General features: G+C 71.6%; 21 protein-coding genes and 1 riboswitch. Of the genes, 7 read left to right on the top strand and 14 right to left on the bottom strand.

Going from position 1 to position 20,251, the window contains the following annotated elements:
- Window positions 1-97: 97 nt before the first annotated feature.
- On the bottom strand, window positions 98-532 hold the full coding sequence (locus tag ABH920_RS47545; RefSeq protein WP_370355992.1) for a MarR family winged helix-turn-helix transcriptional regulator: 435 nt from the start codon (window positions 530-532) through the stop codon (window positions 98-100).
- Window positions 533-765: 233 nt separating this feature from the next.
- Between ABH920_RS47545 and ABH920_RS47540 the strand changes: the two genes are divergently transcribed.
- Both ABH920_RS47540 and ABH920_RS47535 read left to right on the top strand, forming a co-directional pair.
- A complete protein-coding gene (locus ABH920_RS47540) occupies window positions 766-1,554 on the top strand; it encodes an alpha/beta fold hydrolase (protein WP_370355990.1) in 789 nt (262 codons plus the stop codon).
- A gap of 319 nt (window positions 1,555-1,873) precedes the next feature.
- Window positions 1,874-3,349: a hypothetical protein gene (locus ABH920_RS47535; RefSeq protein WP_370355988.1), complete on the top strand. Its 1,476-nt coding sequence runs from the start codon at window positions 1,874-1,876 to the stop codon at window positions 3,347-3,349.
- Between the two features lie 23 nt (window positions 3,350-3,372).
- On the opposite strand, the gene ABH920_RS47530 is transcribed toward ABH920_RS47535, so the two are convergent.
- The 3 genes from ABH920_RS47530 to ABH920_RS47520 all read right to left on the bottom strand — a co-directional run bounded on the left by ABH920_RS47530 (window position 3,373) and on the right by ABH920_RS47520 (window position 7,942).
- Entirely contained in the window at window positions 3,373-4,365 is a 993-nt protein-coding gene (locus tag ABH920_RS47530; protein ID WP_370355986.1) for an acetylxylan esterase, read from the bottom strand.
- A gap of 8 nt (window positions 4,366-4,373) precedes the next feature.
- Entirely contained in the window at window positions 4,374-6,542 is a 2,169-nt protein-coding gene (locus ABH920_RS47525; RefSeq protein ID WP_370355984.1) for a sensor histidine kinase, read from the bottom strand.
- A gap of 71 nt (window positions 6,543-6,613) precedes the next feature.
- A complete protein-coding gene (locus tag ABH920_RS47520) occupies window positions 6,614-7,942 on the bottom strand; it encodes a GAF domain-containing protein (RefSeq protein WP_370355982.1) in 1,329 nt (442 codons plus the stop codon).
- Window positions 7,943-7,992: 50 nt separating this feature from the next.
- Between ABH920_RS47520 and ABH920_RS47515 the strand changes: the two genes are divergently transcribed.
- Window positions 7,993-8,664: a response regulator gene (locus ABH920_RS47515; RefSeq protein ID WP_370355980.1), complete on the top strand. Its 672-nt coding sequence runs from the start codon at window positions 7,993-7,995 to the stop codon at window positions 8,662-8,664.
- Between the two features lie 77 nt (window positions 8,665-8,741).
- Here the strand turns inward: ABH920_RS47515 and ABH920_RS47510 are convergent, their stop codons facing one another.
- The 9 genes from ABH920_RS47510 to ABH920_RS47470 form a co-directional block, all read right to left on the bottom strand.
- A complete protein-coding gene (locus tag ABH920_RS47510) occupies window positions 8,742-10,700 on the bottom strand; it encodes a CHRD domain-containing protein (protein WP_370355977.1) in 1,959 nt (652 codons plus the stop codon).
- A 159-nt stretch (window positions 10,701-10,859) separates the two neighbouring features.
- The gene (locus ABH920_RS47505) at window positions 10,860-11,294 is read right to left on the bottom strand and encodes an RpiB/LacA/LacB family sugar-phosphate isomerase (RefSeq protein ID WP_370355971.1); all 435 of its coding nucleotides are present in this window, start codon (window positions 11,292-11,294) and stop codon (window positions 10,860-10,862) included.
- 35 nt (window positions 11,295-11,329) lie between these two features.
- The gene (locus tag ABH920_RS47500; RefSeq protein WP_370355969.1) at window positions 11,330-12,076 is read right to left on the bottom strand and encodes a (2Fe-2S)-binding protein; all 747 of its coding nucleotides are present in this window, start codon (window positions 12,074-12,076) and stop codon (window positions 11,330-11,332) included.
- 16 nt (window positions 12,077-12,092) lie between these two features.
- Window positions 12,093-12,962 (bottom strand): CbtA family protein, encoded by an 870-nt coding sequence (locus tag ABH920_RS47495; protein ID WP_370355967.1) that lies wholly within the window; start codon window positions 12,960-12,962, stop codon window positions 12,093-12,095.
- 35 nt (window positions 12,963-12,997) lie between these two features.
- The gene (locus ABH920_RS47490) at window positions 12,998-13,213 is read right to left on the bottom strand and encodes a CbtB domain-containing protein (RefSeq protein WP_370356002.1); all 216 of its coding nucleotides are present in this window, start codon (window positions 13,211-13,213) and stop codon (window positions 12,998-13,000) included.
- Window positions 13,214-13,281: 68 nt separating this feature from the next.
- Window positions 13,282-13,364: riboswitch (cobalamin riboswitch) on the bottom strand.
- A gap of 85 nt (window positions 13,365-13,449) precedes the next feature.
- A complete protein-coding gene (locus ABH920_RS47485) occupies window positions 13,450-14,088 on the bottom strand; it encodes a hemerythrin domain-containing protein (RefSeq protein ID WP_370355965.1) in 639 nt (212 codons plus the stop codon).
- A 157-nt stretch (window positions 14,089-14,245) separates the two neighbouring features.
- Entirely contained in the window at window positions 14,246-14,320 is a 75-nt protein-coding gene (locus ABH920_RS47480) for a 50S ribosomal protein bL37 (RefSeq protein ID WP_370343036.1), read from the bottom strand.
- Window positions 14,321-14,378: 58 nt separating this feature from the next.
- The gene (locus ABH920_RS47475) at window positions 14,379-14,759 is read right to left on the bottom strand and encodes a hypothetical protein (RefSeq protein ID WP_370355963.1); all 381 of its coding nucleotides are present in this window, start codon (window positions 14,757-14,759) and stop codon (window positions 14,379-14,381) included.
- Window positions 14,756-17,149 carry an ATP-binding cassette domain-containing protein gene (locus ABH920_RS47470; protein ID WP_370355961.1) on the bottom strand — a complete coding sequence of 798 codons (2,394 nt, stop codon included), beginning with the start codon at window positions 17,147-17,149 and terminating at the stop codon, window positions 14,756-14,758. Before ABH920_RS47470 ends, ABH920_RS47475 begins: the two co-directional genes overlap by 4 nt.
- Before the next feature lie 98 nt (window positions 17,150-17,247).
- Between ABH920_RS47470 and ABH920_RS47465 the strand changes: the two genes are divergently transcribed.
- Both ABH920_RS47465 and ABH920_RS47460 read left to right on the top strand, forming a co-directional pair.
- Complete coding sequence (locus ABH920_RS47465) at window positions 17,248-17,943, top strand: MerR family transcriptional regulator (RefSeq protein ID WP_370355960.1); 696 nt, start codon at window positions 17,248-17,250, stop codon at window positions 17,941-17,943.
- Complete coding sequence (locus ABH920_RS47460) at window positions 17,944-18,513, top strand: GNAT family N-acetyltransferase (protein WP_370355959.1); 570 nt, start codon at window positions 17,944-17,946, stop codon at window positions 18,511-18,513.
- Between the two features lie 26 nt (window positions 18,514-18,539).
- On the opposite strand, the gene ABH920_RS47455 is transcribed toward ABH920_RS47460, so the two are convergent.
- The gene (locus ABH920_RS47455) at window positions 18,540-19,175 is read right to left on the bottom strand and encodes a TetR/AcrR family transcriptional regulator (protein WP_370355958.1); all 636 of its coding nucleotides are present in this window, start codon (window positions 19,173-19,175) and stop codon (window positions 18,540-18,542) included.
- A gap of 79 nt (window positions 19,176-19,254) precedes the next feature.
- Here ABH920_RS47455 and ABH920_RS47450 point away from each other — a divergent pair, with 79 nt between their 5' ends.
- Both ABH920_RS47450 and ABH920_RS47445 read left to right on the top strand, forming a co-directional pair.
- Window positions 19,255-19,905, top strand: coding sequence for a cyclopropane-fatty-acyl-phospholipid synthase family protein (locus ABH920_RS47450; RefSeq protein ID WP_370355957.1), 651 nt, complete (start codon window positions 19,255-19,257; stop codon window positions 19,903-19,905).
- A 2-nt stretch (window positions 19,906-19,907) separates the two neighbouring features.
- The gene (locus ABH920_RS47445; RefSeq protein ID WP_370355956.1) at window positions 19,908-20,201 is read left to right on the top strand and encodes a DUF2218 domain-containing protein; all 294 of its coding nucleotides are present in this window, start codon (window positions 19,908-19,910) and stop codon (window positions 20,199-20,201) included.
- Window positions 20,202-20,251: the final 50 nt, after the last annotated feature.

The following is a 20,251-nucleotide window of genomic DNA, read 5'->3' as shown; positions in this document are numbered from 1 at the left end:
GGCCGGGTCCTTGCGACCGGCGAGGCCTACGCCAGACCCGAACACCACAAGAAGGGCACCAAACCCCGCCGAAAAGGTTAAACGACAAGCTGAAAGCTCATCGCGAAACCTCCGTCAACGCGCGCAGCACTTCGTAGAAGGCTGCGACCTTCTCCCGGTCCAGACCCGCCAGCGCGCGCTCCTCCACCTCGCCGATCGTCCGCGAGATGGCATCCGCGGTCGCCCGCCCCGACTCCGTCAGCTCGATCAGCACCGACCGCCGGTCGCCGGCCAGGCTGCCGCGCGTGATGTGCCCGCGACGCTCCAGGCGGTCCAGGACGCCGGTCAGCGTCGTCGGCTTGCTCCCGATCGCGGCGCCTAGCTCCGACACCGTGCGGGGGCGGCCGTCGGCGAGGTTCGCCAGGGCGTTGGTCTCCGACGGCGTGAGGTCCAGATCGACCAGTTCGGTCGCCAGCGTCTGGAGCGTGGCGTGGGTGGCGCGCTGGAGGGCCAGCAGGGCTGAGCCCTCCGATGGTACGGATCCGTTCTTCACGAAACCGGATAATACCATTCCGTAGTATCTCGGCGCCACGCTCGACAGCGGCAAGCGTCCGGATCTGTTGCTGCTGGCCGCGTCCGATACGATCCCGCCTCCGAGCTCTGGCCGTAGCAGTGGTATGAAACAGGGATCTATGTCGCCCTGGCCGGGGTGCTCGCAGGGCTCTGCTTCTGGCGGATCCGGCGGCACCGCGGCTGAGGCGCGGGGCGGGGATTCAGGAGGCCGCGATGGCGCTGATCGGGACGAGTGACGGCTACACCTTGTGGTACGAGGCGGCCGGGCCGGCGGACGCCGCCGGGATCGTCTTCCCGGTGCGGTACCGGGCGGAGTTCGCGACGCTGGGGGCGGCGTTGGCAGAGACGTACCGGGTGGTGCGGTACAAGCCGCGGCGGGTCGTCGGCGAGGTCGAGGAGGAGCCGGGCGCGGGCGGCGCGTGGCAGGGCCCTGACTGCACGGTGTACCCGACGCAGATGGAGGTCGCGGATCTGCACGCGGTCGCCGACGCGGCGGGCCTGGACGGCTTCGTCCTCGCGGGCTACTCGGGCATGGCGGCACTGGCCGGATTCTTGGCCCCGCTCAGCGACCGCACGCGCGGCCTGCTGGTCGGCGGCTTCCCGCTGCTGGCGGACTTCGACTACTGGCTCGGCTTCGAGGAGGGCGCCCGCGCCGCGCTGATCCAGGCGGGCCTGCCGGACCAGGCCGGCGACCACCACCTGGGGCGCCTGATGTTCCGCCAGTGGGCCGCCCGCGACGACCGTGCGGCACTGGCGGCCCTGCCCGGCCCGAAGATCCTCTGGTACGGCAGCCAGGACTGCGAACCGGAGTGCCGCAGGGTCGACCTCGCGGGCGGCGCCGCGATCGCCCGCCACAACCACGCCGACGAGCCGGAGCTGCGCGACCTCGGCTTCGAGGTGGTCGAGGTGGCCGGGCACGACCACATCGGGGCGCTGGCGGAGGTGGATGTGGTGCTGCCGCGGCTGGCGGCGGCGCTGGCGGGGACGGGGAGTCGGTGGTGAGGGTGGCGGCGGGCGGGTCGGTGCGGGATAGCCGAGCGCGGGACGCGCGAATGCGGATGGCCGGGCGCTGGCATGCGGTGCGGGATAGCCGAGCGCGGGCGGCCGGCGCCGGCTGGGGGGAACAGCCGGACGGGGCGGCGAGGCAGAGCGAGCAGGTGCGCGGCGCGGCTGGCGTGGGCTCGGCGGGAGAACCAGCGGCGTGGCGGGCGGAGCGGTCGGGCGCGGGGCAGGCTGAGCGCGGGGCGGCCGGGTGCGTGTGCTGGTGTGTCACCAACAAACCGCGTTGCCCCGTCGAGCTGCCGCGAGGTATAGATCGAGCATGGAGCGAGATGAGCGTGAGACTGCGACCGGCGTGCTGCACCGGCTGACTTCGTACATTCCCGAGCGGCCGTGGGACGTGCCCGTGGATGATCCGCGGGTGCGGCAGGATGTCGTCTCGTGTGATCCGGCGCGGCGGACGCCGACGGTGAAGTCGTACGGCGGTGAGCTGGCGCGGATCGCGCTGCCTCGGGAGTTGCCGGTTTCCGGGGTGGCGGCGCTTGCGGTGCTTGGTGGGGTGTCGGGGGCCGCTGCGCCGGTGGATCTGGCGGGGCTCAGTCGGCTGCTCTTCCTGGCGGCCGGGGTGGTGCGCACCGCGGAGCGCGAAGAGGGGACGATGCTCTACCGCGCCGCGGGTTCGGCGGGGAATCGGTTCCCGCTCGACCTCTACGTGGCGATCCCTGAGGGCGCGGGGGCGGATCTGCCGGCCGGTGTGCATTGGTACGACGCCGTCGAGCACGCCCTCGTGCGCATCGCGCCGGCGCCGGCGGAGGCGGGTGGGGCGCCGACCGTCGTGGTGACCGGGATTCCGTGGCGCACGGGGTGGCGTTACGTCGAGCGCGGCTATCGCCACATCTACTGGGACGCCGGCACGATGCTCTCCCAGCTCCTCACGCTCGCCGACTCCGCCGGTTACGCGCCGCGCCTCTACAGCCGGTTCCCGGACGTCGCGGTATCAGAGCTCGTAGGTGCGGATCGCGTGCACGAGTGGCCGGTCGCGGTCGTCAGTCTCGGTGAGGGTGCGCCGTCGATCACCGCGACCGGGGCGGCTGTCGCAGGGGTCATCGACGCCAACGCCGTGGAGTTCCCGCTGGTCACCGCCGCTCAGCAGGCGGGAGACATGGACAGCCTCGGCGAGCCGTGGGATCTCGGCGGCGCCGCACCGGCTGACGAAGCCATCCCCGAGTCGGCGACCCTCGACCAAGTCATCACCAAGCGCAGCTCCCAGCGCCGCATGGACCCCACCCGCGGCCTCCCGCTGGACACGCTCCGCACCTCCATGGCCCTCGCCCTGCGCGGCATCGACCTGCCGCACTGGATCGCCGTCCACGACGTCGCCGGCCTGCCCGCCGGTCTCTACCGCTGGCCGGATCTGGAGCGCCCGCTGCGCGAAGCCAAGCCCGAAGAGCTCCGCGCCGAGACCTACCGCGTCACCCTCGACCAGGACCTCGGCCGCGACGCCGCGTTCGTCGTCATCGCCGCGACCGACGTCGCGGAGCTCTCCGACCGCGAGTACCGCGAGGCGCAGCTCGCCTCCGGACTCGTCGAGGGCCGCCTGCACCTCGCGGCCTACGCCCTCGGCGCCAGCGCCACCGGCATGACGTTCATGGACTCCGACCTCCCCGCGTTCCTCGGCGACCCGGACGGCCCGCACGGCCTGATCTTCACCTGCGTCGGGGTGCCGGGCAACACCTCCAAGGCCGCCGGACGCCCGGGCGCGCCGACGCTGATCCGCCCGGTCCGACCACGCGGGTAAGTGCCCTGAGAAACAGAGAGGCGCTAGGCGGCGAAGAACTCCCTCATGAAGCGCCCCGCCGCCAGCATCTCCTGCTCGTACGCGGGATAGTCCACGAAGTGCCCCGCGGTCGCCACCCGCACGTCGACCGGCCCGGCCAGCGCGTTCACCACGGCGAACTGGCCGGGCGGCGGTACCGAGGGATCGAACAGCGCGGGCACCGCCTGCACCGGGATCCGCACGTGCCGCGCGGCGGTCGCGGCGTCGAAGTACGCCAGCACCTCCAGTACCCGCGGGTCCCGCAGATACCGCTTACGCACCGCCGCGCCGCTGCCGGCGCACTCCAGCGTCACCCGCAGCGGATGGTTGCCGAACGTCGGCACCATCAGGTGCGCCGAGGCGAAGCGCTCGTCCCACGGCAGCGCCAGCGCCCCCGTCCCGCCGCCGAAGCTGACGCCGGTGTAGTCCAGCCGCCGCGCGGCGGCCGGGAACAGCTCGGTCAGCGCCGTCGCCGCGCACCAGACGTCCGCGACGCAGCCCCCGATGATGTAGTCCGCCCGCGACTCGACGCCGTACAGCACGTGCCCGGGCGCCTCCGACGGCACGCCGGGCAGCAGGCTCTCCGTCGGCAGCCCCCGCGCCACGAAGTAGATCCCGGCCGCACGCGCAGCCGGCAGCCACGCGTCGGGCTCGGCACGGCCGCCGTAGCCGTGCCCGACGACGAACCCGCGCTCGACGACACCGTCCGCCGGAGCGACGACCCACCCGCCGATCCGGACGCCCCCGAGCGAGGTGAAGGAGACCTCGAACACGTCGAGCCCGTCGGCGGTGGTCCCGGCCTTGGCACCGAGCCGCGGCTCGGGCGGAGTCGCCAACGCGCGCCGATACATCCCCTGCCAGAACTCTGCGAAGTCCCCGGGCACGTCGTCCGGCGCGGAGACCTTCAGCAGGTCGTCGAGGTCCATCCCGTAGGCCGGGTCGAACGGGAAAGGGTGTTTGGAGACGCCCGCGCTCTCGGACAGCCGGTTGATCTTCATGCTTCATGCTAGGGCACGACCGGCACCCACCCCATGACGGTCGTCCCCGACTCCGGCACGGATGAGATCCGCACCTCGCCTCCAGCCGCCGCGATGCGGTCCGCCATGTTCACCAGCCCGCCGGGTTCCTGCTCGTAGGCGGCGGCGACGTCGAAGCCGGGGCCGGAGTCCGCGACGGCGAACGTCAGCCGGCCCGCGTCGCCTCGGCGCGCACCAGGGTGGAAACTCAGCGAGACTACAACCTCGGTCCCCGGGCAGTGCTTCGCAGCGTTCTGCATCGCCTCGGAGCAGCAGTAGTACACGGCTGCCTCGACCGACTGCTCGAACCGCGCGCCGGCCACGGCTTCGGGCAGCTCGAACCGCGTCGTGCAGTTCAGGTACTCGGCGCGCTCCTTCAGCGCCGCGACCAGGCCGTCCTGTCCGAGCACCTGCGGGTCCAGGCCGCGCATCGTCCGACGCAGCCCGGCCAGCGCCGCCTCGGTCTGGGTGACGGCCCGGTCCACGGCCGCACCGACCGCCTCGGGATCGCCGCCGCGCCTGGCGGCGTGGGCGAGCAGCCCGAGGGCCAGGCGCACGGCCGTGAGCTCGGGCTGCGCCCCGTCGTGCAGATCACGCTCCAGTTCGCGCCGTTCGCCGTCCTGCGCGGCGACGATGCGCCACCGCGAAGCCCGCACCTCGACCGACAGCGCCTCGATGCGGCGCAGCCGGTGTTCGAGGTCGATGGTGAGCCGGGCGTTGCGGACGATGACCCCGGCAGCCTGCGCCACGTCGGCGAGGACCCGGCGGCGGTCCGGCGCCAGGGAACGGTGCGCGTCCTGCGGAATCCCGATCCCGCCGACGACCTCGCCCTGGTATTCCAGCGGCGTCCAGTTCTGTTCTCTGGGTTCTGCGATGTCGTCGGGCCAGCCGAAGTACACCCGCTCGGTGGCGGACACGGTGACCGAGACGCTGGCCGACGGCACCGACAGGCCTTCCGCGACGGTCCGCGCCAGCATCCGCAGCGTCTCCTCAGCCGGTCCGCTGACCTGCGACATCGCCGACACCGCAGCCAGCACCTGGTACGGCGGCGTTCTCCGGCCGTAGACAAGCTGATCGGCGAGCCGCTGCACCCCCAGCCGCACCGGTTGCACCGCCAACGCAAGCAGTCCCATCCCGACCAGCTGCGGCGGCGCGGTCCAGTCGTTCGACAGTCCGAAGAGCGCATCGACGCGCACCACGCCGAAGACCCAGCCCGCGCCACTCAAAGCGACCAAGGACCCATATATCAGAGTCTTGTTGAAAAACCGTTCGGCATCCCACAGCCGGAACCGCAGCACGCCGACCACCACCGCGATCGGCAGCGCCGTGAACACCGCACGGAAGATCCAGAACGTCGTGTTCCGCGAAGCGATGCCCGCCAGCCCCGGCGCGTCGACGTACCGGCCGGCGATCGCCGCTCCGGCCAGCACCGCCGCGACGGCGAACGACATCCCCAGCGCCCACAGCAGAACCCGCGACTGCTGCCGCTGCTCGGCGTCGGCGGCGTGGAGCATCCGCCAACGCTGTGCGGCGATCCCGGCCACCGGCGTCAGCACGCCGAAGAACAACACGAAGCTGACCGTGTGCGGGTAATCCGCCGTGGAGACGGCCAGCAGCGCGAGCGCGCCGACGACCGCGACGCCGACCAGAGCCTTGATCGGCCTGCTCCCCCGCCACGGCAGCTGCCCGTCGGGGAAGATCAGCAGGGCCAGCACGTACGCCACTCCCCCGACGCCGTGCAGCAGCGCCGAATGCCACCAGCCGATCCGCACGCCGTACGCCGAGGCCACGGCCTCGATCGCGGCGTGCGCCTGGAGGTTGAACGCCCCGGACGCCCCGACCATCCCGATCGCGAACAGCCGCACCGTCCGGTCGCGCCGCCCCAGCACCACCAGCAGCCCGGCCGTCACCAGGTTCACGACGCTGAACGTGTAGTCCAGGACGGTGTCCACCAGCGAGGTGCTGTGACCGATCCCGGCGACCAGCCCGCGCCCGACGTCGATCCCGGTGTGGCCGTGCTGCCCGGCGGCGGCCGCGACAGCCCACTGATGCAGCCCCGCGTCATGCGCGGCGACCGCACACACCAGGCCGACGCCCAGCCAACCGAGCACGAACAACACATAAGCCGTGGCCAGTACGTACCACGCAGCCTCAGCCAACGGCCGACGAGGAGGACGCAGCGCGCCCGCAATCGGCTCCGTCTCCACAGCCCGAACCTCACTCGCCGTCGTCATTGCGGCTCCGTCGCGGGAACGTCGATCTCGATGTGGAGCCCGTCTGAATCAGTGCTCGAAGTCAACGTTCCATCCAAAGCCGCGATCCGGTCGCCGGCCGCCTCCAGCACCGCCGCAGTGGCGATGTCAGTCATCTCAGAGGCCTGCGGATCGACCATCGTGACGCGCAGCCTTTCGCCGGCCGCCGTCACCGCGATCCGCAACCGGGCCTCGCCGTCGGGCCACCCGCGCACCATGGTCGCCAGGCAGAAGTAGACGCAGGCCTCGATCTGCGGCGGGCACCTCGGGACGTCCCCGACCTCCAGCGTCGTCGGGCGCTCGACGGTCTCCAGCAGGTTCCCCAGCGCCGCCTCCAAGCCGTGGTCCACCAGCACCGACGGATACACGCCCCGCACCACCCGCCGGAACCGCGTGATCACGCCCTCGACCTCGCCGGTCATCGCCGGGAGCGCGTCCTGCATCCCGGCGATCTCCGCGTGCAGGCCCGACATCCGCCCGATCAGCGCCTCCAGCGGATCGCAGACCTCTGTCTGGATCTGCTGCCCGATCTGCTCGCGCGCGGTGTCCCGGGCCGCGACCACCCGGCGCCGGGACTCCCGCAGGATCTCGGCCTGCGCCGATTCGGCCTGGACCCGCTCGACCAGCCGCGCTTCGAGGTCGGCCGTGCGCAGCAGCAGGCCGGCGGCGTTGGCGACGTCGCCGACCAGCGACAGGTCGCGCGGGGTGAAGTAGCCGTCGTCGAAACCGGCCACGGTGAACGCCCCGAGCACCTCGCCGCCGTCGCTGACCGGCACCACCTCGGAGGCCTGCGGCAGCTCGGCGAGGGCGGCGAAGCTGGCGACCGTGGCCGACTCCGTAGCCGGCTCCGTAGCTGACTCGCTGGCCGGCTCGGTGGCGCCGGGCCAGCTCGAAGCCCGCCGGAACCCGCCGTCCCGGTCCGCCAGCCACACCTCGGCCTGCCGGGCCCCGGTGCCCTGCGCCACCAGCTCGGCCAACCGCGGCAGCGTCTCCTCCATCGGCGCGGCCGCCACCCCCGAGGCGAACGCCACCAACGTCGCGTACGGCCCCGCCGCGGCCGGCCGGATCCGCACGAAGACCCTGCGCACCGCGCCGCGCACCGTCGTCATCCCGGACGCGCTGATCGCCGCCGCGGCTACCCACAGCGCCAGGATCCAGGCGTCGTCTGCGTGCGGCCACAGCGCCACGCCGCCGGCCACGACGACCTCGTATACTGCGATGACGAAGACCGCGACCGCGGCCCACTCCGCGAGGCGCAGGGCCGCCGGCTGCCGGTCCAGGCGGGTCGGCATCGTTCGACCGGACATCACAGCTCACCCCCTCGCGACATGTAAGCACGAGCCCCCAAGGGGAGGCCATGGCGATCCGGGTCGTCCTTGCGGAGGACAACTACCTGTTGCGCGCCGGGACCGCGGCGTTGCTCGACGCGCTGGACGGCGTGGAGCTGGTGGCGGCGGTCGGCGACGCCGACGAACTGCTCGCGGCCGTCGCCGAACACCGGCCGGACGTGGTGCTCACCGACATCCGGATGCCGCCGGAGAACGGCACCGACGGTCTGAAGGCCGCGGCCGTGATCAGGTCGCGCTACCCCGGGACCGGGGTGGTCCTGCTGACCCAGTACGCCGATCCGCAGTACGCGTACGAGCTGCTGCGCGACGGCGCCTCCGGAGCCGGCTACCTGCTCAAGGAACGCATCGGCGACGTCGCGGAGCTGGAGCGTTCCCTGCAACAGGTCGCCTCCGGCGGCTCGGCGCTGGACCCGGTCCTGGTCGAGGCGCTGGTCAACCGCAAGCGCCGGTCCGACGACGGCTCGCCGCTGGCCGAGCTGACCAACCGCGAGCGGGAGGTGCTGGAGCAGATGGCGCAGGGCAAGAGCAACGCCGCGATCGCCGAGGCGCTGTTCCTGACCGAGCGCGCGGTGCAGAAGCACATCAATGCCCTGTTCTCCAAGCTCGGGCTCGGGGCGGATCAGGGTCTTGACCGGCGTGTGGCCGCGGTCCTTCAGCTGCTGGACGCGCGGACGGCGTGACCCGCGCGAACAACCTGACCTGAGCGAACGCCGGCGGGACGCCGCGGTGCGGCGTCCCGATAGAGCGGTCGGACTCATCAGATGTTCCCGCACAGCAGCGGTCGGAAGGCGAGGGTCGGCTGGCCGCCGGCCAGGATCGAGTTCATGTCGCCGAGGTGGACGTTCAGGTAGGCGGTGCCCGGCGCCGGCATCGCGGCGACGTTGGCGATGGTCTGGCTCTGGTGCACGACCCGGCCGCGCGAGTCGGCCTGCAGGTCGGCCAGCATGTACTGGACGCCGCCCTGGCTGGCGCAGCTGCCCAGGTGGATGTGCGCGGCGTGGGCGCCGGGGGTCAGGCCGGTCGCGTCCACGGTGACCGTCAGCTGGTGCGTGGCGGAGTTGAAGACCAGCGTGGCGTCGCCGTTCAGCCGGGTGTCGGACTTCAGGTCCACACCCTTGAGCGGCATCGGGTCGTCGCCGGAGGGCCGCTGCGGCAGGTTCCAGCTCTGCGCGATCGGCTGCACGGACAGCGCGTCGCTGCCGGTGCCCAGGAGGATCTCGAAGTGGCTGCCGGAGGGCAGGCGGCTGACGCTGCCGGTGGTCGTCACGCTCTGGTCGATCCTGCCGGTGCCGTCGGCCGTCAGCGGCATGGCGAAGGTCGCGACCGGCTTGTCCCGGCCGGGGACGACGATCCGCGCGACGTGGCTCGACCCCGGGGTGAATCCGAAGGCTGACACGCGCGCGGTCAGCATGCCGGAGTCGTCCTTGCCGAAGGTGACCGAGCCCTGCGGCATCGGGTTCAGCGACAGGTGGCGCGTGGTCGTCACCTTCTGCGGCGTGGCCAGCATGCCGTGCGTGTTGCCGTCCGCGTCGACGTAGAAGCCGACCAGCGCGCCGGCGTCGTTCAGGCCGTTGACGGTGGTGCCGCCGGCGCCGTTCGGGTCGTCCACGGTCAGGTAGGCCTGCTTGGGCGTCCAGGTGAAGCCGTGCGTCTGCGCGGTGGTACCGGAGCCGGTCTGGTACAGGCCGACGACCTCGTCCTTGTCGTTGACGCCGAGCGCCTGGGTCATGGTCGCGCCGGGGAAGTTCAGCGGGGTCAGCTTGCCGCCGGCGGTGAGCAGGAAGCCGCTCTGGTTGCCGTTGGCACCGGTGTAGAACCCTGCGACGTCGCCGCGGCCGTTGATGGCGGAGGCGGAGGTGCTGGTGGCGCCGGACACCGCGACGTCGTGGAAGGAGTGGCGGTTGATGTCGTAGCGGAAGCCGTGGCTGTTGCCGGCCGCGTCGGTGTAGAAGCCCACCGCGATGTCGGAGTCGTTGACGCCGAGCAGCTGGTCCACCGGCGGCGAGGCGTTGCTGGAAGCTGGGAAGACGACCTGGTGGAACCGGCCGTCGAGCGAGTACCAGCCCTCGTTGTCGTTGACCTGGTTGGCGTTGTTGGTGTGCGAGAGGAAGCCGACGGTCACGCCGCGGTCGTTCAGGCCGGTCACCTGGGTCTGCACCGAGCCGGGGAAGTTCTCGTTCACGAAGGAGGTGGCGCTCTTGTGGACGGTGTAGCCCTGGTTCGGGTGGCCGGCCGCGCCGGAGCCGAAGTAGCCGGCGATGACGCCCTGGCCGTTGATGCCGAGCAGCTGGTTGAAGGTGGGGTCGGCGCTGTCGTCGACGGTCTTGAAAGCATAGGTGTCCGGCTGCACGTAGCCGGCGGCCTCGGTGGTGACGGCCTGCGTGTCGGCCGAGGTGCCGGACTGGCCGGTCATGCCGCTCATGCCGGACATGCCGGAGGAACCGGATGCGGCGGTGTTCCCGGCCCGGTTGCCGTTCAGGCCGAGGCCGATGACGGTGCCGGTGACGGCGACGACCGCGAGGGTCGCCGCACCGACGCCCTTGGCCTTGACCGAGCTCCGGCGCCGGACGGCCGGCGGTGTGGCGATCGGCGTGATCGGCGTGTAGCCGGTCTGCGTCTCGGCCAGCTGCATCGCGGAGTTCTGCGCCGCGAAGTTCTGTGCCGCGGAGTTCTGTGCCGCAAAGTTCTGTGCCTTGGTGGTGATCCTGGCCCGCATGATGTTCCCCCTGGGACTGGCCCCCGGCGGTTGTCGTACGCCGGTTCTAAGGCTGGTTCCAGCATCCGCGAACGGCGGTCAGGGTTCGATCATGCAGGCATGCGGAGGTGCAGGGGGTGTCTACACCCCCCGGTGGTTCGCGGTCAGGACTCGGCGGGTTCAGATCTCGGCGACGTGCGCCACGTTCGCCGCGTCCACCGGATCGGGGCTCGGCGCACCGGCGAACCAGGCGTCCAGCATCTCGACCAGCAGCGGCCCGGAGGTCAGGCGCAGGCTGAGCGCGAGGGCGTTGGCGTCGGCCCACTTGCGGGCCCCGTCGGCCATCACAGCGTCCGTACACAGGGCGGCGCGCACGCCCTCGACCTTGTTGGCCGCGATCGACGCCCCGGCGCCGGTCCAGCAGGCCACCACCGCCTGGTCGGCGCGGCCGTCGGCGACGGCCCGGGCGGCGGCCTCCGAACACCACGCCCAGTCGGCGCGCTCCCCCGGCACCAGCGCGCCGAAGAGCAGGACCGTGTGGCCGCGCCGCTCCAGCTCCGGACCGATCTCCGCGGCCACCCCGGCCACCTCGTCCGCCGACACCGCGATGCGCATGGTCCCGCTCCTCGTCCCGTTTCGGTCTTTTCGATCTATGTGTCCATTGGACCATGCGGCGGGGCCAGGACGCAGTCGCCGCACAGGGCGCCCCGGCGGTCGGGGGCGGCGCGGTAGATGAGGCAGCAGCTGCGGCGGCGGAATTCGGCGTCGGGTTCGAAGCCGCCGGCGCCGAGCAGATGCGGACCGGCCAGGAGGTCGGTAATCAGGGTACGGATATCAGTGCCCAGATCGGGACGCGCCGCAGCGAGCGTTCGAACCGCACCGGCGAGCGCCGAGGCGACGTTGCCGCGCAGAATGTGTTCGTTGACGCCGAATTCGCTGGCTGCTGCGCTGAATTCGGCGACCACGCCGCCTAGTACGCCGTCGGCGAATCCGGCGCGGGAGTCGAGCGCCGATTCGCGCAGCGAAAGCGGGAACACGCTGCCGAGCGTCGGCTGCCACCACAGATCGGCGGCCCGAACACGGCCGCACCGGTGCTGAAGCACCGCCAGTGCGAACAGCGGCGAGACCACTCGCGCCACCAGCCCCAGGTGCACGACCGAGGCCGCGACCCGCAGCTCCACCGCCGCCGTTTCCTGCCCGGTTCCGTCGGCCAGGAACGCACGGACCGCCTCGACGCGCTCGGCCAGCACTGAGGAACCGTCGACCAGCTCGACCAGCTCAACCAGCTCAACCATCGGCCGCCACGGCAGCGACGCAGCTCCCGCCGGATGAAACCCCAGCGCGAAGAACGGCCCCAACGCGGCAAGCTCCTCGCTCACCGCGGCCGGGGCCGCCACCTCGTCAGTCAAGCCCTCACACCGCCGCCGCGGTGACGCCCGCGCCGCCGGTCGCCTCGGCCCGCTCCATCACCGGCCGCAGCACGCGCTCGGCCATCGGCCCGAAGGCCAGGGCGAGCGTGCCCCACAGGATGACCTGGTTGCAGATCGAGTAGAAGCGGAACGAGAACAGCACGTCGGCCGGGAAACCGGGGTACACGATGTTCCCCTTGGCGTCGACCAGCGGCAGCGGCGTCTCGGTGGCGTGGTGGCCGTACAGGTGCACGTTCGCCGACAGCTCGCCGAGCGAGGGCAGGATCGCCATCACGACGCCGATCGCGACCGCGAAGCCGAGGGCGGCCAGCAGCGAGGCGTTCCAGTTCCCGAAGCGCGGGGCCAGGCGGCGGCCCAGCCAGGTCGCGGCCAGGATGAACGCGATCGAGCAGACCACCATCGTCAGGTACAGCGCGGCGCGTGGCTTGATCGTCTCCGGGTGGCCGATGGCCGGCGGGTTGGCCGGGTACTTCAGGTACGGCACCAGGTAGACGCCGGCCAGTCCGGCCCCGGCCACCAGCAGCGCCAGCACCTTCGGCTGGATCTTGCCGACCCGGCCCAGGCACAGCAGGTACGCCACCGCGTAGACGGCGCCCATGGCCGCGCCGAACCCGATCAGCCCGACGCCGATGCCGATGTTGCTCTGCACCGTGCGGCTGAAGATGTCCGGCCCACCCGGGTCCACCGGCAGCCCGGCGGCCCGGTTCAGGGCCGCCTGCGCCGCGTCGCGGCCGCTCTCGTAGGCGATCGCCTTGTCGATGACGGGCTCGGCGAAGATCCGCGCGAAGCAGAACGCGACCAGCCCGGCCAACGCGCCGGCCAGCAGGCCGCGCGTGATGATGCGCTTCTCCATCAGAGCTCTGATCTCCCTGTTCTGCCGGCGGGCGCTCAGTGGCAGGGGAAGCCGAGCAGGTGGCGGGAGTCGTGCACGAACTCGTGGATGTGCATGTCGCTGCCGAACACCGACACCGCGCCCTGGTCGACGCCGATGAAGTAGTAGGCCAGCAGGCCGAACAGCAGCGCGCCGCCCATCCACAGCCGGGCCTTGGCGGCGGAGACCACCAGCGGCGTGGGAACAGAGGTGGAGGCAGGGGAAACAGGCATGGTGCTCACAGTGAGCCCTCCTTAGGGATCCGGCGTCCCTGATCAGTGGAGCGGGTCGACTGGGGAGGGTCTGACTCACCCACCGCTTCGACTGCCCGACGAAGCTGGGGGTTCACAGTGGCGCGACCGTGCCGGACTCTCACCGGCTTCCTGTCCCAGTACCTTGCTTGGGCAGCGTAGGGCCGGGCGGGGCGGGCGTCAAAGAGATGTCGATCACCGTGGCGTCGCGCAGCGCCTCACGTCCAGGGCTGGCGCTTGTTGTAGCGCGGGCTGAAGACCAGCCGATTCAGGACCTTGACCGGCGCCGGCAGGGCGTTGAAGAACGCCGTGCGCTGGTCGGCGCCGGCGCCGTCGATGGCCCACGGGATGTACGCGGCGCCGCCGGAGAAGCCCTGCTTGCGCTGGATCACGCGGCCGAACGCGGCCCAGTCCTTGGGTGTCAGGACTTCCTGGATCAGCGGGAGCGCGGCTTCTTCCTCGTGCTTCATGTGGCCGCCGAGCGCGGTCTCCAGATCCGTGACGCCGCCGGTCAGCTCCGCGGGGTCGGCCGAGGGCCGGCGCAGCGCGGCGTCCACGGCTTCGAGCAGCGGATCCAGACGCGCGTGCTCGGCGGCCATGGCGGCCAGGATCTCGGCGGCGTCGGCGCGGCCGGCGGAGGCGGCCTCGACGCGGGGCCACAGTGCCTCGTCCTCCGAGGTGTGGTGGACGTGCAGTTGGAGCTTGAAGTTGGCCCAGCCGGCCTGGACGCCGGCGCTGCCGGTGCGGCCTTCGGCGGCGGCCCGGCGCAGCCGGGACAGGTCGCGGCGGAAGGCGTCGTGGGTGACGTACATCAAGGTGAAGTCGATGCGCTCGGTCGACTGGCCGGTGGTGCTCATGGCGGAGTCTCCATCCGTCGGGGGATCACGCTCATTGATACGGAACTCATAATACATGGATCCTTGAAGGTATGAGATGCGTATTAACTGGGCCGTCGCCGGAAACGACAAGGTCCCGCTCTGAGCAGCAGCTCGGAGCGGGACCTGGGGCGCCTTGTCAGGCGTTGGGGCGCTTGCCGTGGTTCGCGCCCTTCTTCTTGCGTCCCCGCCTCTTGTTGCCGCGCTTAGCCATATGAGTTCTCCTTATCCGCCCGGAGCACCCGGGCGAGAACGCAAGTCTATGGTCCCGATCAGGCTCGGATCGCCTCCTTGCGCGCCCGGTCCCGGACGCGGCGTGCGATCAGCTGCGTCGCCGACAGGTTCCGGCCTGCGCTGACGGTCAGGACCGGCGGTACGGTTTCCAGTCCGTGGTACAGGACCGCGACCAGTTGCAGGAAGCTCATCAGGCCCGCCAGGTCCACGCCGAGCGGTTCGGTCTTGGTCGGCGTGCCGATGACCAACGGCCGGTCGAGAGCCGCGACGACCGCACACAAAACAGCCAACTCCTCGGCGGCGACGGTCGCAACCGGACGCGGGTCGTAGGGGCGGTCGGCGCGGAACGGGAGCGACTGGAAGGTGTCGGCGACGCGGCCGGCGGAATCGGCCACGGTTCGCAGGAATTCGGGAGTCATCGCGCGACCGCGTCCGCGTGGTCGGCGACCGGCGGTTGGTCGGCGGCAGGCCGTTGGTCGGCGACAGGCGGTTGGTCGGCGACAGGCGGTTGGTCGGCGGCGTCGGGCCGTTCGCCCTCGACCGCGCGCCGCAGGTACTCCCCGGTGTGCGAGCCCTCGGCGCGGATCAAGCCGGCCGGCGTCCCCTCGTACAGCACGCGTCCGCCGTCGGTGCCGGCCTCGGGGCCCAGGTCGATGACCCAGTCGGCATGCGCGACCAGGTCGAGGTTGTGCTCGATGACGATGACGGTGGCGCCGTGTTCGTCGATCAGCCGGTCCAGGGCGGTCAGCAAGCGGTGCACGTCGCTCATGTGCAGTCCGGTCGTGGGTTCGTCGAGGACGTACACACCTCCCGGTTCGGCCAGGTGCCCGGCCAGTTTCAGGCGCTGGCCCTCGCCTCCGGACAAGGTGGTGAGCGGCTGGCCGAGGCGCAGATAGTCCAGGCCGACCGTGGCCAGCGCACCGAGGACCGAGGACACGCGCCGGTCGGAGGCGAAGAACTCCAGGGCTTCGGCGACCGTCGTCTCCAGCACGTCGCCGATCGACAGCCCGCGCAGCCGGTACCGCAGCACCTCCTCGGTGAAGCGCCGACCGCGGCAGGCCGCGCAGGTAGAGGTGACGGTGTCCAGGTAGGCCAGGTCCTGCTCGATCACGCCGAGCCCGGCGCACTCCGGGCACGCCCCGGCCGAGTTCGCGCTGAACAGCGCCGGATCGACATCGTTGGCCCGGGCGAAGGCCTTGCGGATCGGGTCCTGGACGCCGGTGTAGGTGGCGACGGTCGAGCGCCGGTTGGCGCCGGGCGCCGACTGGTCGACGGCGACCACGGTCGGGTGCTGGACGCGCAGTACTTCGTGGGCCAGGGACGACTTGCCCGAGCCGGCGACCCCGGTGAGCACGGTGAGCACGCCGGTCGGGAATTCGACGTCGAAGCCGGTGAGGTTGTGGGCCCGGGCGTCGACGACCGGGAGCTTGCCGGTGGGTTCGCGCAGGTCGGGCCGCGGCTTGAGGCGGACCGGTTCGTCGAGGAAGCGGCCGGTCAGCGTCGCGGAGCCGCGCAGGCCTGCGACGTCGCCGGTGTAGCCGACCTCTCCCCCGGCGGCGCCGGCGCCCGGGCCGAGGTCGATGACGTGGTCCGCGGCGACGATGACGTCCCGGTCGTGTTCGACGACGAGGACGCTGTTCCCCTTGTCCCGCAAGGCCCGCAGGAGGTCGGTCATGCGCGAGACGTCGCGGGGGTGCATGCCGATGCTGGGCTCGTCGAACACGTACAGCAGGTCGTTCAGACTGGAGGCGAGCTGCCGGACCAGCTTCACGCGCTGCGCCTCGCCACCGGACAGGCTGGCGGTGCGGCGGTCCAGGCTCAGGTAGCCCAGGCCGATGCCGACCAGGTCTTCCAGGCGTCCCCACAGGGCGTTCAGCAGCGGTTCGACCGCCGGGTTCGAGACCGTCTCCAGCACCTTCACGAGGTCGGAGGCGGCCATCGCGGACAGCTCGGCGATGGTGTGGCCGGCGACCCGGCTGGACAGCGCCAGCGGCGAGAGCCTGGTGCCGCCGCAGTCCGGGCAGCGGGCGGTGGTGGTGTATGCCGCGACCAGCTTCTTGGTGCGGCCGCTGCGGCTCTCAGGGTCCTGGTCCAGGTAGAGCCGGCGGAACTTGGTCACGGCGCCTTCGTAGGAGGCGTTGTAGGCCTGGCCCTGGAACTCCATCGCCACCATGCCGTCGTCGGCGTAGAGGAGGTCGTGGAGTTCGGCGTCGGAGTACTCGGCTACCGGGCGCCGCGGGTCGAAGCGGCCGGATCCGACGAGGATCTGCCAGTTCCTGCTGCCGACGGCGAAGATCTCGCAGCGCAGCGCGCCTTGGTCAAGGGAGCGGGAACGGTCGAGGAACGCGTCGAGATCCACGACGGTCGCCTCGCCGATGCCTTCGCACGCCGGGCACATCCCGGCCGGCATGTTGAAGGAGAAGGCGTCCACGTACGGCACCGACGGCTCGCCGGCGCGGCTGAACAGGAGCCGGAGCAGCGGGGCGATGTCGGTGATGGTGCCGACCGTGGAGCGCGCGCCGCCGCGCAGCCGCCGCTGGTCGACCATGATGACCGCGGGGAGGTGTTCGACGGCGTCCACCGACGGCCGGGACAGGGCGGGCAGGAAGCCGCGGACGAACGCCGGCAGCGTTTCGTTGAGCTGGCGGCGGGCCTCCACCGCGATCGTGTCGAACACGAGCGATGACTTTCCTGAGCCGGACACTCCGGTCACGGCGGTCAGGGTGCGTTTCGGGACCGCCACGTCGACGGCCCTCAGGTTGTGTTCGCGGGCTCCTCGGACCTCGATCCATTCCGTCACGTTTTGCATGATTAAAGTTTATCTTTGAACTCCTTGTATAAAGTCGTGCGATGTGGGCCGCCGTCAATGCGGCGGAAAGTTTAAACTCCCGAGAGAAGGAGGCCGCTGTGCGTCCGGTGGATCTGGCGCGCGCCGCCGGCGTTTCGACGCAGCAGGTGCGCAACCTGGAGGCGGCCGGGGCGCTTCCCGAGGCGGAGCGAAGCGCGTCGGGGTATCGGCGTTACGGCGAGCGGCATCTGGCCGCGCTGCTGGCGTACACGGCACTCGTCCCGGGGGTGGGGGCGCCGGGCGCGCGGGCGATCGTGGCGGCCGTCGGCGAGGGCCGGACCAGCGAGGCGCTGGAGCTTCTGGACACGGCGCACGCGGCGCTGCATCAGGGTCGTGCGACGCTGGTGGAGATCGAGCGGACGCTGGCGGCGGCGGTGGCGCAGGAGCCGGCGGCCGACGCGCCGGACGGGCTGCGGGTGGGCGAGCTGGCGCGGCTGCTCGGCGTGCGGACGTCGGCGCTGCGCGTGTGGGAGGCGGCGGGGCTGCTCCAACCGGCCCGCGAATCAGGGACCGGATACCGCGTGTACGGCGCGCTGGACGTCCGCGACGCCCGCATCGTCCAGACGCTGCGCGAGAGCTACTACTTGTTCGACCGCATCCGGCCGATCATCGAGGGCCTGCGCCGCACCGGCGGTTCCGAGGCACTGGCGGAGGCACTGGCCGACCGGCGGCTGGCGTTGAACGAGCGGTCGGCGGCTTTGCTGGCGGGGGCTGCGCGGTTGTGGGGGTACGTGGAGGTGCTGCGGGCCTGTTGAATGGTCTGCATGACGGCGCGTTTCACCTTGAAAGTGGAGGCCGCGACGACGAGGCCTGCTTTGTTGCTGCGTCCGTGGCAGGACTCGGATATCGCGGTGCTCGTCGCGGCCCATCGCGATGAGGCGATGCGCCGCTGGCTGACGAGCGCCGTCGAGGACGAGGACGCGGCTCGGGCCTGGCTTGCCGACCGCGACGCGGGTTGGGCGAAGGGCACCGCGCCGAGCTGGGCTGTCGAGACTTTCGAGGCTGAGGGTGCGGTGGTCGGCCACATAGGCGTCACGGCTGCCAACCCGCCGAAGTCGCTCGCGACCGGCGTCGGATACTGGACGACGCCTGCGGCTCGGGGCAAGGGCATCGCGTCGCGGAGTGTCGAAGCGGTGACGGATTGGCTGTTCGGCGGGCAGGAGATCTTGCCGGCCGACGAGGTCGAGTTGCTGCACACGGTCGGCAATGAGGGATCGTGCCGCGTCGCGCAGAAGTGCGGATACGTTCTGGACTCGGTGCTCGCGCCGATGCCGCCGCAGTTCCCTGACGCGGGGCACCGGCATGTGCGGCGGCGGCCGGCTTGAGCGCCGGCGGGTTGTCGGCGCTCGCGCTAGCCGCGCAGGCCCGCGAGCGTGACCCCCACCAGCCGCTCCACCGCCGCCTTCGACGGCAGGCTCCCGGCGCCGTTCAGTGCGTTCACGCAGTACACGGCCAGTTCGGCGGGCGGGACGTCGGAGCGGACCGTGCCGCGGTCGGCGGCGTCGGCGATCAGCTGGCCGATGAAGTGCTCCAGGTGGCCGTGGGCTTCGTGCACCTGGGGTGAGCTGTGCAGGGAGGCGGCGATGTCCGTGCCGGCGTGGCTGGCGTGGCCACCCTGGCTGGCATGGCTGGCATGGCTGGCATGGCTGGCATGGCTGGCGTGGCCTTCGCGGTCGCGGCGGTTGCGGTGCGCATAGGCGCGCAGCACCGCTTCGAGCCGGGTGTCGGCGTCCGCCTTCGCCGCCGCCTCCATCAGCTCGGCCATGTGCTGGACGACCTGGCGGTCATGCCAGGCGGCGAGGATCGAGGCGACGTCCGGGAAGTACTTGTAGAGCGTCGCGCGGCCGATGCCGCTGGCCTGCGCGATGCCCGACATGGTGACGGCGGTCAGGCCGTGCTCGGCGACCTGGGCGGCGGTGGCGTCGAGGATGGCCTCGCGGACGGAGTCGCGGTGGTCGGCGAGGCTGTCGCTCCAGATCTTGGGCACGGCTCCATGTTATACAACCTGTCCGCGATCGAGACACTATGCCGTTGACAGAGACAGTTTGTATTGAAAAGCTGAAGCGGTGACCGAACAGCGAAATCCGATGGGGGACCCCCACGGCTCACCGCGCGCCCCCTGGGACGTCCGGCGGCCGCAGCCCGCGATCCAAGCGCTGGTCGAGGCCGGCGGGTTCAGCGGCCGGGTGTTGGACGTGGGGTGCGGATACGGGGAGAACGCCCTGTTCATAGCGGCCTCGGGGCTGCACGTGACCGGCTACGACCTGGACCGGGAGGCCCTGGACTGGGCCGCGGAGCAGGCTGCGGAACGCGGGCTCGCGGACCGGATCCGGTTCCTTCCCTTCGATGCCCGGAAGCTGATCGGCCTCGGCGGCGGCACGACGTACGACACCGTCCTGGACTCGCTGGTGTTCCACTCCTACGGGAACGCGGCCAGTCGGGCGCGGCACGTCGCGGGCCTCGGGACCGTGCTGGCGCCCGGCGGACGGCTGCACCTGCTGTGCTACAGCGACCGGCACGTCGGGCCGCCGGACCCGCCGCACACGATCTCGCTCGCCGCGATCCGCGAGGCGTTCGCCGACGGTTGGGCCGTGGACGAGGTGCGCGAGACGACGAGCATCTCGAATCTCGCCCCCGACGGAGTGGCCTCGTGGCTCGTCACCTGTAGCCGAGCCGCCGGCTCCGCCGATTTCACTCCAAACCAAGAGGAATCCTGACTATGCCCACGATGGAAGCCCGCGTCCCCACCGACCGCGCCGCCCGCTATCTCCAGCAGCTGTGTTCGCACGCCGGCCGCATGCACCACGGCGGTCCGCGTGCCGAGGCCACCTCCGACACCACCGGCCGGATAACCCGCGGCGCTGCGGTCTGCGACCTGACCGCCGCCCCGGACGCGCTCGTGCTGCGCGTCACCGGGGACGACGAGCAGCAGCTCAAAGCCTTGCAGGAGGCCGTGACCCGGACGCTGGAGAGGGTCGGGCGCCGTGACGGTTTGACAGTGTTCTGGGGGTAGATCGGGGTAGGCCCTGCTGCCGATCGCGAGGGCGGCCATGCAGAATGGCT

This window comes from Catenulispora sp. EB89, assembly GCF_041261445.1.
In the GTDB taxonomy this organism is placed as follows: domain Bacteria; phylum Actinomycetota; class Actinomycetes; order Streptomycetales; family Catenulisporaceae; genus Catenulispora.
Note: the sequence above shows the minus strand (reverse complement) of the source record. Positions and strands in the feature narration are given on the sequence as shown.

Bases quoted from the DNA above. Each gene is read 5' to 3' on its own strand.
- ABH920_RS47490 (WP_370356002.1), bottom strand. From the start codon at position 13,213: ATGCCTGTTTCCCCTGCCTCCACCTCTGTTCCCACGCCGCTGGTGGTC.
- ABH920_RS47515 (WP_370355980.1), top strand. From the start codon at position 7,993: ATGGCGATCCGGGTCGTCCTTGCGGAGGACAACTACCTGTTGCGCGCC.
- ABH920_RS47535 (WP_370355988.1), top strand. From the start codon at position 1,874: ATGGAGCGAGATGAGCGTGAGACTGCGACCGGCGTGCTGCACCGGCTG.
- ABH920_RS47520 (WP_370355982.1), bottom strand. From the start codon at position 7,942: ATGTCCGGTCGAACGATGCCGACCCGCCTGGACCGGCAGCCGGCGGCC.
- ABH920_RS47540 (WP_370355990.1), top strand. From the start codon at position 766: ATGGCGCTGATCGGGACGAGTGACGGCTACACCTTGTGGTACGAGGCG.
- ABH920_RS47495 (WP_370355967.1), bottom strand. From the start codon at position 12,962: ATGGAGAAGCGCATCATCACGCGCGGCCTGCTGGCCGGCGCGTTGGCC.
- ABH920_RS47510 (WP_370355977.1), bottom strand. From the start codon at position 10,700: ATGCGGGCCAGGATCACCACCAAGGCACAGAACTTTGCGGCACAGAAC.
- ABH920_RS47505 (WP_370355971.1), bottom strand. From the start codon at position 11,294: ATGCGCATCGCGGTGTCGGCGGACGAGGTGGCCGGGGTGGCCGCGGAG.
- ABH920_RS47445 (WP_370355956.1), top strand. From the start codon at position 19,908: ATGCCCACGATGGAAGCCCGCGTCCCCACCGACCGCGCCGCCCGCTAT.
- ABH920_RS47485 (WP_370355965.1), bottom strand. From the start codon at position 14,088: ATGAGCACCACCGGCCAGTCGACCGAGCGCATCGACTTCACCTTGATG.
- ABH920_RS47470 (WP_370355961.1), bottom strand. From the start codon at position 17,149: ATGCAAAACGTGACGGAATGGATCGAGGTCCGAGGAGCCCGCGAACAC.
- ABH920_RS47460 (WP_370355959.1), top strand. From the start codon at position 17,944: ATGGTCTGCATGACGGCGCGTTTCACCTTGAAAGTGGAGGCCGCGACG.
- ABH920_RS47530 (WP_370355986.1), bottom strand. From the start codon at position 4,365: ATGAAGATCAACCGGCTGTCCGAGAGCGCGGGCGTCTCCAAACACCCT.
- ABH920_RS47475 (WP_370355963.1), bottom strand. From the start codon at position 14,759: ATGACTCCCGAATTCCTGCGAACCGTGGCCGATTCCGCCGGCCGCGTC.